General features: G+C 65.1%; 18 protein-coding genes. 6 read left to right on the top strand and 12 right to left on the bottom strand.

The genetic code is table 11. The features are described 5' to 3' along the window. Both AC07WJ_RS07160 and AC07WJ_RS07155 read left to right on the top strand, forming a co-directional pair. Positions 1 to 879, top strand: coding sequence for an amidohydrolase family protein (locus AC07WJ_RS07160; protein ID WP_494933873.1), 879 nt, complete (start codon positions 1 to 3; stop codon positions 877 to 879). A 33-nt stretch (positions 880 to 912) separates the two neighbouring features. After that, positions 913 to 1977, top strand: a complete 1065-nt coding sequence (locus AC07WJ_RS07155) for a ketopantoate reductase family protein (protein ID WP_494933872.1) — start codon at positions 913 to 915, stop codon at positions 1975 to 1977. Positions 1978 to 2344: 367 nt separating this feature from the next. Here AC07WJ_RS07155 and AC07WJ_RS07150 read toward each other — a convergent pair whose 3' ends face one another. The 11 genes from AC07WJ_RS07150 to AC07WJ_RS07100 all read right to left on the bottom strand — a co-directional run bounded on the left by AC07WJ_RS07150 (position 2345) and on the right by AC07WJ_RS07100 (position 13630). Next, on the bottom strand, positions 2345 to 3295 hold the full coding sequence (locus AC07WJ_RS07150) for an MBL fold metallo-hydrolase (protein WP_494933871.1): 951 nt from the start codon (positions 3293 to 3295) through the stop codon (positions 2345 to 2347). Positions 3296 to 3522: 227 nt separating this feature from the next. Further along, positions 3523 to 4311, bottom strand: coding sequence for an SDR family NAD(P)-dependent oxidoreductase (locus AC07WJ_RS07145; RefSeq protein ID WP_494933870.1), 789 nt, complete (start codon positions 4309 to 4311; stop codon positions 3523 to 3525). Between the two features lie 83 nt (positions 4312 to 4394). Then, positions 4395 to 4637: a DUF2783 domain-containing protein gene (locus AC07WJ_RS07140; RefSeq protein ID WP_494933869.1), complete on the bottom strand. Its 243-nt coding sequence runs from the start codon at positions 4635 to 4637 to the stop codon at positions 4395 to 4397. A gap of 10 nt (positions 4638 to 4647) precedes the next feature. Next, a complete protein-coding gene (locus tag AC07WJ_RS07135; protein WP_494933868.1) occupies positions 4648 to 6351 on the bottom strand; it encodes an FAD-dependent oxidoreductase in 1704 nt (567 codons plus the stop codon). A gap of 57 nt (positions 6352 to 6408) precedes the next feature. Next, complete coding sequence (locus tag AC07WJ_RS07130) at positions 6409 to 7149, bottom strand: ABC transporter ATP-binding protein (protein WP_494933867.1); 741 nt, start codon at positions 7147 to 7149, stop codon at positions 6409 to 6411. Further along, complete coding sequence (locus AC07WJ_RS07125) at positions 7146 to 7937, bottom strand: ABC transporter ATP-binding protein (RefSeq protein WP_494933866.1); 792 nt, start codon at positions 7935 to 7937, stop codon at positions 7146 to 7148. The genes AC07WJ_RS07130 and AC07WJ_RS07125 overlap by 4 nt, the downstream gene beginning before the upstream one ends. Further along, entirely contained in the window at positions 7934 to 8893 is a 960-nt protein-coding gene (locus AC07WJ_RS07120) for a branched-chain amino acid ABC transporter permease (RefSeq protein ID WP_494933865.1), read from the bottom strand. Before AC07WJ_RS07120 ends, AC07WJ_RS07125 begins: the two co-directional genes overlap by 4 nt. A 4-nt stretch (positions 8894 to 8897) precedes the next feature. After that, positions 8898 to 9773, bottom strand: coding sequence for a branched-chain amino acid ABC transporter permease (locus AC07WJ_RS07115; RefSeq protein ID WP_494933864.1), 876 nt, complete (start codon positions 9771 to 9773; stop codon positions 8898 to 8900). A gap of 23 nt (positions 9774 to 9796) precedes the next feature. Next, positions 9797 to 10954, bottom strand: coding sequence for an ABC transporter substrate-binding protein (locus AC07WJ_RS07110; RefSeq protein WP_494933863.1), 1158 nt, complete (start codon positions 10952 to 10954; stop codon positions 9797 to 9799). A gap of 43 nt (positions 10955 to 10997) precedes the next feature. Further along, positions 10998 to 12779, bottom strand: a complete 1782-nt coding sequence (locus AC07WJ_RS07105) for an FAD-binding protein (protein ID WP_494934744.1) — start codon at positions 12777 to 12779, stop codon at positions 10998 to 11000. A gap of 35 nt (positions 12780 to 12814) precedes the next feature. Beyond that, on the bottom strand, positions 12815 to 13630 hold the full coding sequence (locus tag AC07WJ_RS07100) for an SDR family NAD(P)-dependent oxidoreductase (RefSeq protein ID WP_494933862.1): 816 nt from the start codon (positions 13628 to 13630) through the stop codon (positions 12815 to 12817). Positions 13631 to 13746: 116 nt separating this feature from the next. On the opposite strand from AC07WJ_RS07100, the gene AC07WJ_RS07095 reads away from it, so the two are divergent. The 4 genes from AC07WJ_RS07095 to AC07WJ_RS07080 are packed head-to-tail and all read left to right on the top strand — an operon-like array spanning position 13747 to position 16699. Next, on the top strand, positions 13747 to 14649 hold the full coding sequence (locus tag AC07WJ_RS07095) for an IclR family transcriptional regulator (RefSeq protein ID WP_494933861.1): 903 nt from the start codon (positions 13747 to 13749) through the stop codon (positions 14647 to 14649). 55 nt (positions 14650 to 14704) lie between these two features. Then, entirely contained in the window at positions 14705 to 15340 is a 636-nt protein-coding gene (locus AC07WJ_RS07090) for a flavin reductase family protein (RefSeq protein ID WP_494933860.1), read from the top strand. 29 nt (positions 15341 to 15369) lie between these two features. Continuing rightward, a complete protein-coding gene (locus tag AC07WJ_RS07085) occupies positions 15370 to 16080 on the top strand; it encodes a hypothetical protein (RefSeq protein WP_494933859.1) in 711 nt (236 codons plus the stop codon). A 7-nt stretch (positions 16081 to 16087) separates the two neighbouring features. Next, entirely contained in the window at positions 16088 to 16699 is a 612-nt protein-coding gene (locus tag AC07WJ_RS07080; RefSeq protein WP_494933858.1) for an EthD family reductase, read from the top strand. A 33-nt stretch (positions 16700 to 16732) separates the two neighbouring features. On the opposite strand, the gene AC07WJ_RS07075 is transcribed toward AC07WJ_RS07080, so the two are convergent. Further along, the gene (locus tag AC07WJ_RS07075) at positions 16733 to 17197 is read right to left on the bottom strand and encodes a MarR family winged helix-turn-helix transcriptional regulator (protein WP_494933857.1); all 465 of its coding nucleotides are present in this window, start codon (positions 17195 to 17197) and stop codon (positions 16733 to 16735) included. Positions 17198 to 17472: the final 275 nt, after the last annotated feature.

The following is a 17472-nucleotide window of genomic DNA, read 5'->3' as shown; positions in this document are numbered from 1 at the left end:
ATGTCCCAGCTTGCCAGCACCCGTACCGACCGGGTGCCGGGGGGAGCGTGTGATTGCCACACCCACGTCTTCCTCGATCCCGCGCTCTATCCCTACGCGGAAAACCGCAAATACACCCCGCCGCCCGCCAGTTGCGCCGCGCTAACCACCCTGCTGGACAGCCTCGGCCTGCAACGTGTGGTGATCGTCCAGCCGAGCGTCTACGGCAGCGACAATTCGGCGACGCTGGCGGGGATCCGGGACATCGGCCTCGATCGTGCGCGCGGTGTCGCCGTCATCGAGGACAGCACCAGCAGGGCCGAGCTCGAGCGGCTGGCCGCCGGCGGCGTCCGGGGCATCCGCGTCAATTTCGAACTGAGCGGCGAACACGACCACAGGCGCGCTGCCCGCCACCTGGAAAACATGGCCGACAAGGTCGCGCCTTATGGCTGGCACATCCAGGTCTATGCCCAGCTTCCCCTCATCGCGGCTTTCCTGGATACGATCCGGGCTCTTCCGGTTCCGGTGGTCTTCGACCACTTCGCCGGCGCCGTGGGAGCAAAAGGCCTGGACCAGCCCGGGCTTGCCGGCGTGATCGACCTGGTTGGCACCGGCCGCGCCTATGTCAAGGTTTCGGCGGCCTACCGGTCGTCGCTGCAGCCGCCGGATTATCCGGATCTTTCACCCATCGCGCATGCCTTCATCGACGCGAATCCGGATCGCGTCCTCTGGGGCAGCGACTGGCCGCACCCGGATCCGACCCGACCCCCCGCAATGGTATCGCAACCCATGCCGATCGACGATGCCGGCGTGTTTTCGCTGCTCGCAGGGTGGGCGCGGGACGAGGCGACCTACCGGAAGATCCTCCTGGACAATCCGGCTCGGCTCTACGGCTTTTAAGACATCACCTCCTGTCAAAGAGTGGAAATATCGATGGGCAAGCGTATCGTTATCGTCGGCGCCGGAGCGGTCGGCGGCTATTTCGGGACCTATCTCGCCCGTGCCGGCGAAGACGTCACCCTGGTCGATCCCTGGCCGGAACATGTCGAAACCATTCGCCGGCAGGGCCTGTCGCTCACCGGCATGACCGATGAGGAAACGATCTCGGCGGCTCCGCGGACGCTGCATCTCACCGAGCTGCAGGGGCTCTCGAAGGAGAAGCCGGTCGACATCGCCATCATCGCCACCAAATCCTATGACACGGCCTGGGCCACCCAGCTGATCGCCCCCTATCTCGCCAGCGACGGCTATGTTGTCTCGGCGCAGAACGGCATCAATGAAGAGCGCATCGCCGCCATTGTCGGCTGGGGACGTGTGGTCGGCTGCATGGTCGGCAACAACTTCACCGTGGATCTGCACGAGGCCGGGCATATCCGCCGAACCATGCCTCGCAGCGACAAGGTCTACAGCCTGCAGGTCGGCGAGGTTCATGGCCGCACCAGCCCGCGCGTGAAAGAACTGGGCGCGATCCTGTCGGCGGTGGACACCACCAGCGTGACCAACAATCTCTGGGGCGTGCGCTGGTCGAAGCTGTGCGTGAACGGCATGCGCAACGGCGTCTCGGCCGCGACCGGGCTCGGCGGCAATGCCCGCGACGCGCACGACCAGATCCGGAAGGTCGCCATCCGTCTCGCGGGCGAGGCCGTGCTCGTGGGCGAGGCCCTGGGATACGAGCTCGAACCCTTCCTGAAGCTGGAGCCGCGGCAATTCGTCCGGGCCATGCACGGAGACCCCGTCTCGCTGGAGGAGGTCGAGACCTCGCTGCTGGCCGGAACCAAGGGCTCGGTTCGCAGCAATCTCCAACGCCCCTCCATGGCTCAGGACATGGAGAAGGGCCGCCGGACGGAGATTGAGGAAATCAACGGCTTCATTGTCGCCAAGGGACAGGAAGCCGGCGTCGAAGCCCCCACGCACAAGGCCCTGACCGAGATTGTCAAGAAGGTCGAGCGTGGCCTTCTGCCGGCCCGCCCCGAGAACTTGCTGCCTCTCGCAAGCTAGTCGGCTCTTCGACAGCCAGGTTGGGACGGCATCGTGGCCACCGGCATCGTGATCGGAGGATCCGATCGCGATGCGGTGACGGAAAGGTGGGCTGAAAGGATCGGGGCGGCGTCCTTCGAAAGGGCCGCGACAACGCGCGGCCGGCTTCGGCCGATCCTGACCTTGGACCCGGCCGCTTCCGAATTGGTCGCGAGGATCCGAGGCTGCCTTTGGCGCCGTCGATCCAGGCGGGGCGTTCAAGGCCACCGACGGATCGTCCGATTTTGCGTCCCGAAGCCAATCGGATCGGCGTCTTGCCGTCCTCGGTCGGCTCCGGGATACTGCCCAGCTGGTTCGCCATGGCGTTTTCGTCGGCCGCCTCGCGGCCTCAACCCTGGAGGTTGCTCCACATCTCGCGATCACGGTCGGCGGTCCAGATGCGGGGATGGCCGATGCCGCGCGCTTCATCGAAAGCCCGCGCGACATTGAACGGCAGGCAGTGCTCGTAGATCGCAAAATCCTTGAACTTCGGATCCATGACGCGACGGCAGGCATCGAAAGCCTGCTTGAGGCTCTCGCCCTTTGCCGCACTGGCCTTCACCGAGCCGTAGAGGGTCGACAGGAAGTCGCGCGTCAACGAGATCGCATCGGCGACGTCGCGGCCGGTCACGGCGGCACCGCGGCCGGGGACGATGGCGGTTGGATCGAGCGCTGCCAGCCGATCGAGGGTCTCCGGCCAATCCTCGAAATGCGCATCGCCGCAATAGCAGGCCGAGTGGTATTCGACGAGATCGCCCGAGAAGACCACGTTGGCATCGGGGACATAGGCGATCGTGTCGCCGGCGGTGTGGCCACGCCCGATATGCTTGATGCGGACCTCGCGGCTGCCGAGCCAGACCGACATCTCACGCTCGAAGGTGATCGTCGGCCAGGTGAGCCCGGGCACCGACTCCGCGGCCCGGAACAGCCGGGGGAACCGGCCGAGCTCGCTGTCCCAATCCTCCTGGCCGCGCTCGACGATCATGTCGCGCGTCGTGCGCGAGGCGATGATTTCCGACGCCTCGAAACCGGATGCCCCGAGGACGCGCACCGCGTGGTAATGCGACAGCAGCACGTGCTTGATCGGCTTGTCGGTGACGGTGCGGATCCGTTCGATCACCGTCCTGGCCATGACGGGGGTCGCCTGAGCGTCGATGACCATGACGCTCTCCGGGCCGATGATGACGCCGGTATTGGGATCGCCCTCCGCCGTGAAGGCATAGAGATCGCGACCGATCTCGGTGAAGGAGATGGCCTTGTCCTGGCCATCGCCGGTGGACGCAAAGCTGGGTTTGCTCATGATGAACTCCTGAATGCTCGTGCCGGGTCGAAGATGAAACGGATGGCCCTGGCTAGCGGCGACGATCGGCGTCCTCCGCCGCATCGGCGGCCAATATGTGGTTCACGGCCACGGACCAACCGGGTTGGCTGGCGGGCAACCCGATGCCGCGCCCAATTCCACCGCCGCTGCCCGTTGCGAGGACGATCTTCCCGCTCATTTGGGTCGCCCCAGCCGTCGTCGCTGCGTCAGACAGACAGGTAGCCGCCGTCGACCGGGAGCATCACGCCCGTCACGTAGGACGACAGCTCGGAGGCCAGGAACATCACCGGACCCACCAGTTCGTTTGCATCGCCGAAACGCTTCATCGGAATGTGCTCCAGATAAAGCCTGGCGGCTTCGGGATTGGCGCGGGTCGGCTCGGTCATCGGCGTGACCATGAGCCCCGGCGCGACGCCGTTCACGCGAATGCCGAACGGCGCAAGCTCGGCCGCCATCGTCTTGGTCATGAGCAGCACACCACCCTTGGATGCCCCGTAGGCGACACCGCCGGTCGTGGCCGAAAAGCTCGCGATCGATCCGATGTGGATGACCCGGCCCTTGGTCCGTTTGAGCTGGGGGAGCAAGACCTTCACCATATGCGCCGACCCGAGGGTATTGACCTCGAACAGATCGCGCATCGAGGCCACGAAGCCGTCATCCTCGACGCTCACCCGGCGGACGACGCCGGCATTGTTGACCAGGACCGAAACCGGTCCCAGCTGCTCCTCGACATCCCCTGCGAACCGCTGGCAGTCGGCGAGATCGGAGACATCGAGCGCGAAACCGGACACGCGCCCACCGTCGGCCTTGATGCCGGCGACTGTCTCCTGAAGTTTGACCGCGTCGCGATCGGCCATCGCAACCGTCGCGCCATACCGGGCGAGGCCACGGGCGATGGCGGCGCCATTGCCCTGGGCCGCCCCGGTGACGACAGCGACGTCACCAGCCAGCAATGTCGCCTGGCCCGCGCCCGTTGGTCCGAATGTCCCGGTCATCTGATCATCTCCAATGCAAAACGTTTGCTTGCGGCCAATCCCCGGGCCGCAGTCGACCGTCGGGCGTCGCGGCCGCGGGCGCGCTAGGCCGTGAGGGCCAGGTCGGGTTGGATATGTCCCGGCGCGACCCCTTCGCGCGCGGCACCGATCGCCTCGGCGATGATCGCCATGTCGCCGATGTGGTTGGCGAACAGGAGCACCAGCTTGGCGTTGACCAGCCGGCTTTGATCCGGCTCCAGATCGCGGTGTGCGCTCACCAGCAGCTCATAGAAATCATCGGGAGCCGCGAGGTTGGATTCGGTATTCAGGTGGGCAGGCATGGTCATCTCTCAGGCCTCAATGGTTTGCCGTGGCGCGCAGCAGCGCCGCGCGCGACCGGCCCGGCTCGAATGTGCGAAACCGCGCGCACACGTGCTGGTCAGGCCGCAGAAGATAGGTCGTGCCGGGTTGCGCGTCGTAACGCCGGGATGCCAGGCCAGCCGCATCGACCACGACGCGCACACCGGCGGCCGTCAGGCGCTCCGCCGCGGCGGCGTCCGGCGCCACCAGCACCAGCTGGAGCTCTTCGAGGCCTCGGCCGATCTCCGCGATCTCGCGATCGCTCGGGAGGCGCACCGCCCCCGCCCGATCGGCGAAAGCCAAGAGGGTGAACCGACCACCGATCTGCTCGAGCAACCAGGATCGCTGCCCGCCGCTTTCGACCGGTGCGTCGGGCGCGACGGCTCCCGGCATCGCGGCGCCCTCGAAGAACTCCGTGTCGCCCGTGCTCAGCGGCGAGCCGGTCAACACCGCCGGCACCGACAGCCGGCCGCTGTTCACGAGGCGGCGAGCAAAACCGTGCCGCCGTGAAAGTTCGAGTGTCGCATTGCGAAAATCGAGACTGGCCTGGTTCTTGGGCGTGATGAAATCGGTGCTGCGCGTCGAGTGCAGGATGTTTTCGTCGGCCGCCAGGCTCCGCTCGTCGTCGTAGCTGTCGAGCAGGCTCTCCGGTGCCTTGCCGTCGACCACGAGCCGCAACTTCCACGCCAGGTTTTCCGCATCCTGGACGCCGCTATTGGCGCCGCGCGCGCCGAATGGGGAGACGCCATGGGCGGCGTCGCCGGCGAACAGCACCCGGCCGTGCCTGAACCGGTCCATCCGCATGCAGACGAAGGTGTAGACACTGATCCACTCGAGGCTGAAGGGCGTGTCGTTGCCGAGCAGAGCCTTCACGCGCGGAATAACCCGCGCCGGATCCCGTTCGGCAACGGGATCGGCATCCCAGCCGAGTTGAAAATCGACGCGCCAGACATCGTCCGGCTGCTTGTGCAGCAGAACCGATTGGCCGGGATGGAACGGCGGGTCGAACCAGAACCAGCGTTCGGTCGGGAACTCCGCCTCCATCTTGATGTCGGCGATCAGGAACCTGTCCTTGAAGATCTGGCCCTTGCTCTCGAGCCCCAGCAGCTGGCGCGTCGTGCTGCGGCCCCCGTCGCAGGCAGCGACCCAATCCGCTTCGACCTTGTAGGTGCCGTCGGGCGTTTCAACCTCGATCTCGACATAGTCCGCGTGTTGCTCGACGTTCGTCACGCGGCTGTTCCAGCGGATATCGAGACATTTCAGCTGAGCGGCCCGCTCGAGCAGATAAGCCTCGACGTAATATTGCTGAAGATTGACGAAGGGGGGGCGCTTATAGCCGGCTTCCGGCTGCAGATCGAAGCTGTAGACGGGTTGATCCCGGAAAAAAACCTTGCCCGTTTTCCAGACGATCCCCTTGTCGACGATCTGTTCGCCGCATCCCAGGCGATCAAAAATCTCCAGCGACCTCTTGGCGAAACAGATCGCACGGGATCCGCTGGACAAGGCATTGTCGTCATCGAACAGGACAACGGGCGTTCCGCTCTGGGCGAGATCGATCGCCAGCGTAAGCCCCACCGGCCCGGCGCCCACGACCACGACGGGATGGCGAGCAGGCCTTGCCGCGTCCTGGTCCCGGCTGCGGGAGAAATCGAAGACGGTCGATCGAATATCGACGGCCTCTGCGTTGAAACCCGAAGGCACGCTTCACCTCGTGATGTAAGGGTCGTCTTGTCGCCAAGGCCGACCGTCAATGATCGATCAGGCCAATTTCGCGATCGGCTTGGCATGGGCGCCGAGAAATGCCTCGACCACGGCGGGATTGCTGAGCAGTTCCCGGCCGGTTCCGGAGATCTCAAATCTGCCGAGCGCCATGACGCAGGCGCGATCGGCAATTCGCAGCGCCGCGCGCGCGTTCTGCTCGACAAGGAGAATGCCGATACCCAGCTCGTCCTTGAGACGTCGTATCAACCGGAAGATCTCGGCGACGACCAGCGGCGCCAGCCCCATGGACGGCTCGTCCAGCATGAGCAGGCGCGGCTTGGCGATCACCGCCCGTCCGATGGCGAGCATTTGCTGCTCGCCGCCCGACATTGTTCCCGCAAGCTGCGTTCGGCGCTCGACCAGACGCGGGAACATCTCGTAGATCGGCCGGAGCCGCTCTTCGATCTCCGCATTGCCGGTGCCATAGGCGCCCAAGCGAAGATTGTCCTCGACCGACAGCTCCGCGAACACGCGGCGACCTTCCGGCACATGGCGCAGTCCGAGCCGCGAGATCTGGGCCGCCCGCCGGCCGACCAGGCTGGAACCGTCGAAGGAGACCGCACCCCGGCGAACCGGCACCAGGCCGGAAATGGTGTTCAGGAGCGTGGACTTGCCGGCACCGTTCGCACCAACCAGCGCGACGATCTCGCCCTTGGCGACCTGCAGCGAAATGCCTCTCAGCACCGACACCTGGCCATAGCCCGCCTCGAGGTTCTGGAGTTCGAGCAATGTGGTCATGCGACCGCCCTTTCCGTTGCCTCGTCATCGGTGCCCAGATAGGCCGCGATGACCTCGGGATCCGCGGCGATCTGGGCGGGACTGCCCTCGGCGAGATGACGGCCGAAATTGACCACCACGACGTGATCGGCGATCGACATCACCATGGGCATGTCGTGTTCGACCAGGAGCACCGCGATGCCGGTCGCCGCGATCCGCTTGAGCAGCTGACCGATTTCGACGGTCTCGGCCGGGTTCAGTCCCGCGGCCGGCTCGTCGAGGAGCAGGATCTTGGGCTCCTGTGCCAGAGCTCGCGCGATCTCGACCCTCCGCTGGATGCCATATGGCAGGTCGGTCGCACGGCGCTCCCACCAGTCTTCCGAAACGCCGGCGGTTCGCAGAGCGGCCGCGGCACGATCTCCCAGCGCGGCGTTCTCCTTGGCGACGGCCCACGGCGTGAGAATGGTCCGCAGCACGCCATAGCAGCCGAAGCGGTAGCAACCGGCCATGGCATTGCCGAGCGCGCTCAGCCCCTGGATCATCTGCGGGGTTTGATAGGTTCGTGCCACCCCGAGAATGGAGCGCCGATGCATCGGCAGCCCCGAAATATCCGTATCGCCAAGGACAATATTGCCGCCGCTCGGTGGAAAAACGCCGGTTATCAGATTGATGATCGTCGACTTGCCGGCACCGTTCGGACCGATCAGAGCGGTGACCTTCGCCTCGGCCAGCGCGAACGAGACATCATCGACCGCCCGGAGCCCGCCAAAGGCCTTGGAGACGTGGTGGAGCGTAAGACTTGCGCTCATGGGGTGGCCTTCCGGCCGGTGAACAGGCGCGCCAGGGTCTCGCCGAGGCCATTGGGCGCGAACATCATGATGACGATCATTGCGAGGCCGTAGACGAGCAGCTTGGCGTGGTCGAAGCCCTCCAGGAAGTTCGGAAGGGCGATGATGATGAAGGCACCGAAGAGCGCGCCCCAAACGGTCGTCAGCGAGCCGACGATCACCATCATGAGCAATTCTATCGACAGGCCCACGTTGAACGAGGTTGCGTTGAATGCGCGCAGGAAGAAGCCGAAGAGCGCGCCCGACAGACCGGCGAAACCCGCGGCCAGCGCGAAGGTGATCGCCTTGGTCCGCGCGACGTCGACACCCGTGCAGCTGGCGACGATCTCCGAGGTCTTGATCGCCATCAGGGCGCGGCCGAAGCGCCCGTCGACCAGCATCAGGGCGATGCCGGTGCAGACCACCATGCAGAAGGCCGACAGCCAGAAGATGACCCGCCCGTGCCCGTAGCCAAAGGCGGTCAGCGCCGGCAGGCCGGCAATACCGGGATCGATGCCGCCGGTGACGCTCGTCCATTGGGTCGCGAGAACATAGAAAACCGCGCCGAGGGCCAGGGTCGCAAGCGCCAGGTTATGGCCGGCGAGCTTGAGAATGGGCCGGGCGATGATGTAGCCGACGATGGCGGGCACGACCGCGGCGAGGACCAGCGAGACCGGAATCGGCAGGCCCAGCCTCTGGACCGCGAAGGCGGCGGTATAGGCCCCTGCTCCGAAGAACGCGCCCTGCCCGATCGAGACCTGCCCGGCAAAGCCCATCAAGAGCGTGAGACCGACCGCCGCGATCCCGAAAATGAGACCCAGAATGATGGTGCTGCGATAGAATTGGCTGCTGATCGTCAGCTCGAGGCCAACCAGAAAGACCGCGAGAACGATGAGACAGAGGGCGTCGCGCAGCAGGCCGCTATTGGGGTTTCTCATGGCGCTAGACCCGCTTCACCGACGCCGTGCCCAGCAGGCCCGAGGGCCGCAGCAGAAGCACGAGCAGCAGAAGAATGAAGGCGACGCCGTCCTTGTAGCCTGACGAGACAAAGCCGGCGGAGAACGACTCGACGACGCCGATGATGAGGCCGCCGATCACCGCCCCGAGCGGATTGCCGAGCCCGCCTGCGACCGCCGCCGCGAAGCCCTTGAGGCCGAGGAACACGCCGTTCTCGTAGAAGGCGGCCGAGATCGGTGCGACGAGCGCGCCCGCCAGGCCACCGAGCGCGGCCGCAATTCCGAAGGCAGCCGCGGCCGCTCGCCGCGGTTCGATGCCGCACAAGGCGGCGGCGCGCGGCTCTTCGCTGGCCGCCTTCATGGCCTTGCCGAACGTGGTCCGGGCGAAGAGGATCCAGAGCAGCAGGCTCACGACAGCCAGAGTGATGATGATCCAGAGACCCTGGCTGATGATGTAGACGTCGCCCATAAGCACCATGGGGAAGAGGCCGAAGTCCGGAACGAAGGTCACCTCCCTGCCGAAGAAGAGCGAGGCCGCGCCCCGGACGGCGAGACCCGCGCCGATCGTCAGCATCACGAGCGACAGCTCGTTGGTGCTGCGTGCGTAATTCAGGATGAGCACCTGCAGGCAGATGCCGACAATCGCCGTGCAGGCGATCGCGGCAATCACGGCGAGCCAGAGCGGCATGCCCGCTGTGGTGACGGCGCCAGCCAGTGCGACACTGCCAAGCATCAGGAACTCGCCGTTGGCAAAATTGACAATGCGTGTCGCATTGAAAACGATGGTGAACCCCAATGCGGCCATCGCATAGATGCATCCGACGATGAACCCGCTGACCAGGATCTGAATGGCGCCGTCCATGTTACGCTCCCTCTATTGTCGTCTTACTGAGCGATTACGAACTTGCCGTTCTTGACTTGCACCATGACCACCGGGCTGAAGTCGTCGTCTTGGCCGCCATGGTTCGATGCCGAGTACTTCATGACGCCGTTGCATCCCGGAAAATCGATCCCCGCCTTGATGGCCGCCGTGATCGCCTCTCGGCTGACGCTGCCGTTTGCCTTCGCGACCGCCAGTTCGATCAGCTTCAGAGCGTCGTAGGCGTGGCCGGAAAAGGTCGTGATCGGCGTGTTGAAGCGGGCCCGATAGTCGGACGCCAGTTTGGAGACGACAGGCTGCAGCGGATCGGACGCCGGAAGCTGGTCGGGCACGAGCAGGCGCATCGACGAGACATAGGTGTTCTCGGCGTTGCGGCCGGCCTGATCGAGCAGTTGGAGGCTTGCGACGCCAAAGCTGTTGATGATCGGCTTGTTGAAGCTCGCGGCCGCCGCGTTGCGCAGAATGATGGTCGGGCCCGGGTTGACGCTCCAGATCAGCATCGCATCGACATTCGCACGCCGAAGCCGCAGGATCTGAGGGGTCATGTCGGTGTCGCGCGGTCCGAACTCCTCGGCCAGCGCGATCTTGAGATCCATTTTCTGGGCGTTCTCCTTGAGGTAGGTCGCCCCGGCCTGTCCGAAGCCATCTGCCGAGGTAATGATGCCCAGGCTGTTCCAGCCTTTGGATTTCGCGAACTGGAGCATGTGACGGGAGACGGCGCGGTCGGTCGGGGCGACCTTGAACACGTGCGGTGTGGGCGGAAGCACGATCGACTCCGTGCCCGTCATGGAGATCATCGGGATCTTGAGCTCCTCCGCGATGGTGCGGGTCACCAGGGCTTCGCCGGTCGTGTTGGGTCCGATGATGACATCGGCGCGATCCGACTCGGCCAGGCGACGGAACTGCTGCGACGCCACCGTGCTGTTGCCCTCGGTATCGTAGGGAATGGCGACGATCTTCTTGCCGGACATGCCGCCCTTGGCGTTGTACTGATCGACGAGCATGTCGAAAGCATTGCGCGCGGTGGCGCCGATGAAGGCGGCCGGGCCGGATGTGGCCCCCAGATAGCCGATCCGGATTTCACTGGCCTGGGCCTGGGCACGCCCGGTCAGGCTCAATGCCGATGCGGCGGCGAATGATTTCAGCAACGATCTGCGGTTCATCTGTGTCTCTCCCCTTTTGTCTTTTCTGGATGGTTGCGCTTGCTTACTGGTGGCGCCTGGTCGCGCCCGGCTCTGGTGCGGCGCCCGCCGCGTCCGGGCGGCCGGTCTCGAGCTCGCCCGCCGCGTGCTTGCCGGCGATGTAGCCAAATGTCATGGCCGGCCCGAGGGTGATGCCGCCGCCGACATAGTTTCCTCCGGCGACGCTCGCCATGTCGTTGCCCACGGCGTAGAGGCCTTTGATGGGCCGGCCACCCGCGTCGAGCACGCGCGCATCGGCATCCGTGCGCAGCCCCGTGAACGTCCCGATGTCTCCCGCGACCACGCGCACCGCGTAGAACGGCCCTGTGGCCACCGGGGCGAGACACGGGTTCGGCTGAACGTCAGGATCCCCGTGAAAGCGATTATAGGCGGTACTGCCTTTGGCAAAGGCCGAGTCGACGCCCGTGGGCACGTCGGCATTCCAGCGGCCGACCGTCTCCTTGAAGGCGGTCGCGTTCATGCCGACATTCTTTGCCAGCTCCTGCAGTGTCTCCCCACGAATGAGGTAGCCGGAACGGATGGACGAGCCCAGCGGGATCGGAGCCGGCTTGACGTGACCCAGGCCATAGCGGCGGATCGTCTTGTGATCGGCGATGAGAAACGCCTCGACGACCTCCCCGGCCGGGGTCGCCTTGGCGAGAGCCTGGACGAAGTCGTGGTAGCTGTTGGCCTCGTTGACGAAGCGCTTGCCGTCCCGCCGAACGGCGATGACGCCGGGCTTGCCGCGATCGATGAAATGCGGAAACGGGCCCTTGGTACCGTCCTTGCGCGGGACCAGGCTGGTCGGCGCCCAGGCCGCATGATTGGGGTAGCCCTCGGCGACCTTGCCGCCCACCGATTGAGCCAGACGCAAGCCGTCACCGGTATTGCCCGGGCTCGCCGACGACACATGCTCGTTCGCATTCGCGGCGTGCGGATAGAGTTCCTGCCGCTGGGCGACATTCTGCGGGAAGCCGCCACATGCGAGCACGACGCCTTTTCGGGCGATGATCCTGCGTGGGCCCTGGGCTGACGCCACGACCGCCCCGATGACCTCGCCGTCGTCGCCCTTGATGAGGCTGCGCACCGGACTGTCGAGCCAGACCGGCACCCGGAGGTCCATGGCCGTCCGGTACAGGCGAGCCGACAAGGCATTGCCATTGGTCAGCAGCATGCCGCGGCCGTGGGTGACGACATCCAGGCCATGGAGGAACAGCCGGCGGGCGACATAGGCGGCGGAGCCGAGCCGGCGCGTCGCGCGATAGAAGTGCCACAGCTCCTTGCCCGACCCGATCGTGAGCCCGAACAGCGTCATCTCGGGCCGGGGTCGACGCAGCTTGCTCAGATGCTCGCCGAGTATCGAGGCCCGCACCGGCTGCGTCAGGATCGAACGCCCGCCCGGCAGCGCTCCGGGTGCATCCGGGTGGTAATCGGAGAAGGCGATCGACGGCTCGAAGCGGACGTGGGAATTCTCCTGCATGAAGTCGATCATTTGCGGGCCGTGCTCGAGAAACGCGTCGACGCGCGCCGCGTCGAACTGGTTTCCCGCCTCGTGCTGCAGGTAGGTGCGCGCCGCCTCACGCGAATCCACCGTGCCGGCCTTCTTGTTGACCGGATTGTTGGGGACCCAGAGATAGCCGCCCGACAAGGCGGTGGTGCCGCCGAGCACCCCCTCCTTCTCGACCACGATGACGTCGAGCCCAAGCTTGCGCGCGACGATCGCGGCGGTCATTCCGCCCGCGCCGGAACCGGCGACGAGAAGGTCGCAGGTGATGGTTTCGCCCTGGCGATGGTCATCCAAAGCCACGACCTTGGTGTCGGCCTGTGTCACCGCGCTTCTCCTCAAACCGCGAGAAACCCGCCATCGACGGGAACCGTCACGCCGGTCACGAACGTCGAGAGGCGGGAAGCCAGGAACAAGGCGCAACCGACCAGTTCCTCCGGCTCTGCGAAACGCTTCATCAAAGCGTGCTGGTAGAGTTCCTCCATGACCGCAGGCTGCGAACGGGAGGCGATCGTCATGGGCGTCGCGATCAGTCCGGGGGCAATCGCGTTGACTCGGATCCCGTCGGCCGACAGATCCGACGCGAGGGCCTTGGTCATTTGCACGACCGCGCCCTTGCTGGCGGCATAGCCGGTCACGTTGCGCCGATAGGCGATGAAGGCCGCGATCGATGCGACATTGATGATCCGCCCCTTCGTCTCGCGCAGCTGAGGCAGACAAGCCCTCGCGACGTTCAGCGAGCCTTCGACATTCACCCGCAGTTGCTGCGCGGTACTGTCGAGAAATCCGTCGTCATCCAGCGCATTGCGCCGAAATATCCCTGCATTGTTGACGACGACGGATACGGGACCGAATGCGGCCTGCACCTGACGCGCGACCTCTTCGCATTGCCGCAGATCGGTCACATCGAGACTGAACGACGTGCTGCGCCCGCCCTTCGAATTGATCTCATCGGAGACCATTTTTGCGCTGTCGCCATTCACGTCGGCAAGCGCGACGGCCGCGCCGCTTGCGGCGAAACCACGCGCGATGGCAGCGCCATTGCCTTGTCCGGCACCGGTAACGAGCGCGACATTCCTCGCAAGAAGGCCGGCGACCGCCGTGATCGCCGTATCGTCGTCGCGCTCCACGCGGAGCGCCTGAGTGCCGGCCATCAAGGTCCTCCCATGCAAAAATTTTACAATGCGTAATTAATTACGCTTGCCAGATATAATCACAAATGAGATTGTTTGGTCAAGGCACTCCTGCCGGTCTTATTTGGATCCCGCTCATGCCCGCTCGAAAAGACGGCTCCATCGACGAGGCGAAGGCCGGCATTCAATCCGTTGAGGTTGCTGGAGAAATTCTTCGCGCGATCCTGTCCTCGGACGGCCCGCAACGGCTGTCGGAGATCGCTCATGCGGCACGCATGCCCGCGGCCAAGGTTCACCGCTACATGGTTAGTCTCGTTCGAGCCGGCTTGTGCGCCCAGGACAGCGTCAGCGGTCTCTATGACCTGGGGCCCATGGCCATGAAGATCGGCTTGCAGGGCTTCGGTCGGTTCGACGCCTTGCGCGCCGCCGCCGAGGCTCTCGATATTGTGGCCGAGCAAGTCGGAGAAACCGCAGCCCTCGTCATATGGGGTGAGCAGGGCCCCCGATTCGTTCGCATGATCGAAGCCCGCCACGCGCAGGCGGGCAGCGTTCCGGCCACGCATATCTGCCCTATGACATGGTCGGCGACGGGCCTGCTGTTCAGCGCCTACGAGGAGCCGAACCGTACGCGGGACCTGATCGCGCGCGAGCTCGAACAGAACAGCCTCACCAACCGGGAACGCGCACCCAAGACCGCGGCCGAACTGTCCGAGATCACCACCCATATTCGCAAGACGGGGGTTGCGACCGTCGCCAATGGCGGTGGCAGCGGCATTGCGGGGATATCGGCGCCCGTTTTCGACGCCTCCGGCAAGCTTGCGATGGGGCTCACCGTCTTCGGCCGCAGCAACCGTTTCGACATCGAACTGGACAGCGCGCTGGTCCGGCACGTCTGCGCGGCGGCGGCGAATATCTCGGAGCTTCTGGGGTTCACAGGGAAGATCGGCGCAGCCTCATCGCGGGACGCGTCGCTTCCGCAACGGCGGAACCGCAAGCGCGGCGCCGACGGCCAGCTGAGCGAGATCCGCGCCGACGACTAGCACGATCCCCGGACCGCGAGCCTCCGAAAAAACGTCCCGAACGAGAGTGATAGACATGGAAGCCAGCACTTTGGCAGCGCCCGCCTGCAAGAGCCTCGACATCCGCGACCTGAGCTGGGCGGAACAGTACAAGCTGATGGGCGGGCTGGTCTATCCGCGGCCGATCGGCCTGGTGTCGACCATTGGCCCCGACGGACCGAACGCCGCCCCCTTCAGCTTCTTCAACGCCATCGCGGTCGATCCTCCCATGCTGATGTTCTCGATCGGACCCAAGCCGGACGCCAAGAAGGACACTCTGACCAACATCAGGCACTGCCCCGAATTTGTCATCCATCTGGTGAGCGACGAGATCCGCGACGCGATGAACGTCTGCGCCGGCGAGCACCCGGCTCACGTCAATGAGATGGAGCTCGCCGGCTTCACCACCGTGCCCTCCACCCTGGTGAAGCCGCCGCGCATCGCAGACGCTCCCGTGGCATTTGAATGCAAGCTCGAACGCATCGTGGAGCTCGGCAACACCCCCTATTATCTCGTCATCGGCGAAGCCGTGCTGATTCATGCCCACGACGGCATCATCTCCGACCGCTACCACGTGGACGCCGACAAGCTGGATCTGGTCGGGCGCATCGCCGGCGCCGGCGTCTATGCCCGGACCCGGGACCGTTTCGTCATGCCGCTGCCGGTCCTCTGAACGGCGCTCTCCCGCAGGTGAACAGTCCCATGCCGATCATGTCCTTCGTCCGCGTGCGACAAGGCCTTCACGCCGAGAACTTCATCGCCTGGCTCCTTCCGCGCGTTGCCGATGAGTTCGCACGCCGGGCCGCAGCGGATGCCTACGCCGTCGTCAGTGCCGGCCGACCGCAGCCTTCGGGGTTCGTCCTGCCGCCAAGCCTGCGCCGAGAGGCCGGCAACAGCGAACCATGGCCGCCCTACGACGCGGCCATTCTCGTGCAAGGCTTCGCGCTCGGGCAGGAGACCTCCCGGGCATTGCCGGAATGGCTGGACCTGGTGCACAGCTACCGGGTCACCGGGACAGTCATCAAGGATGACGGGGCGATTGTCGGCGGCCGACCGTCCTCGGGCATAAAATACCTGCGCGGCCTGGCTTTTCACCCCGACCTGCCGGAGCCCGCGATACGGCGGAGCTGGGCCAACCACGCCAATCTCGCCGTCGACGTTCACGTCGGCGCGAGCCGTTATGTGCAGTGGTCGGTGGACGAACGGCTCACCGAGGATGCACCGCGGATCGGAGGCGTCGCGGAACTCCACTTCGCGGACGAAGAAGCTCTCGAACAGCGGTTCTTCGACTCGCCGCGCGGCGCGAAGGAGATCGTTCAGGATCTCGCCCACTTCGTCGCCGGCGGACCGCCCCGGCTGTTCGCGAGCGACCACATTTTCGGCACCCCTGCCCGATCAAATTCATCCCGGTGAAAGCCCCATGAGCAAGCGCATCACCCTGCTTAAGCGCAACAATGCGATGTCCGCCACCGATTTCCGGCAGCACTGGGCCGGTCCCCATGCCGAGATCGCGCGGCATCTTCCAGGTCTCGTCCGTTACAACCAGAACCACGTGCTGCGCTCCAGCGTATCGGAGCGTGACACCGAGTGGCCCGTCCACGGCTTCGTCGAACTGTGGTTCCGCGATGCCGAGGCGATTGCCGAGGCCGCCAGCTCGGAAACGACCCGGAAACTGATCGTCGACGAGCCCCGTTTCCTGGCGGCGCTGACCGGACTGATCATGGATGATGCTGGCCTCTATGACGGGCCCGTCTACAAGATCTTCGCGATAGACCGGACGGGTGCCGCCCCCGGCAAGCGCGAAGAGCGGTTGTGCGATTCATTGGGCGAGAAGACGTTCGCCGCCTTGGCGAATGTCTCGAGCGTGATGCGACGCCAGGTCCTGGCCTCGGAAGCCTACCCTCCGGCATTTGTGGCCATTGCCGGATTCCCGGACCAGGCCCGGGCGACGACTGCCTATGAGCAGGCGTCGTCCGCCAGCAAGGCAACCAGCCTCGAGCTCTACCTGACCGAAGAAATTCGAATCGTCTGAGCGGCCCTGCCGTGATCCCGCAGGCGCTCGCGCCTAGCCGCGTTCGACCAGTTTCTGCGCACGGTTCAGGATCTTGTCCATGACGCTCTCGAGCAGAGCGAGCTCGTCCGCGTCCAGGTCCTGAAGAAGGTCGGATTCCCGCGCCCGCGCGATCGGCACAATTTTCTTGAACAGGGCGCGCCCCGCGGCAGTCAGCGTGAGGATCTGGGCTCTGCGGTCGGCCGCATCGGTGGAGCGCACGACATGCCCTTTTTCTTCAAGGCTGACGACGGCCCGGCTGACCTGCATCTTTTCCAGCGTGGAGTAGGCGATGATCTCCTTGGCGGTCATTGCGTTGTTGACCGCCAGGGCCGCCAGAACCCGCCATTCGGCGCGGGTGACATCGAAGCGGTATGAATAGAGCTGGGCAACCGCCATGGAGACGCGCTCCGAAAGCACGGCGAGCCTGTACGGAAAGAAGTCTGTCAGTTGGAACGACTCGGATGCCTGCTTGTTCATGTTTGCCTCGTGCGGGCTTCCGCCTTCGACTGCCATCAGCCTGTGGCCTCGTGCCACCTGAGGCAACTAGTATCATGTGATACTGTTCGCGCCAGCCCCCGCCATGGCTCTTTTCGCGGCTGCGGCAGACCGGGCGCGAGAAGGGCCGAGGGTAGGCACACGATGGCGGTGGTAAGGACCAGGGCCCACCGAAAGCGCGCCCCGGAAGGCAACGCCGCCATTGCATCAAGCCGGTTCGGCCGGGCTATATAAGGGCTTGCGGAAGACCGATATCG

This window comes from Phreatobacter sp. GW821-FHT04C01, assembly GCF_059420385.1.
The sequence above is the reverse complement of the archived record's forward strand: the minus strand, read 5'-3'. Positions and strand labels throughout refer to the sequence as shown.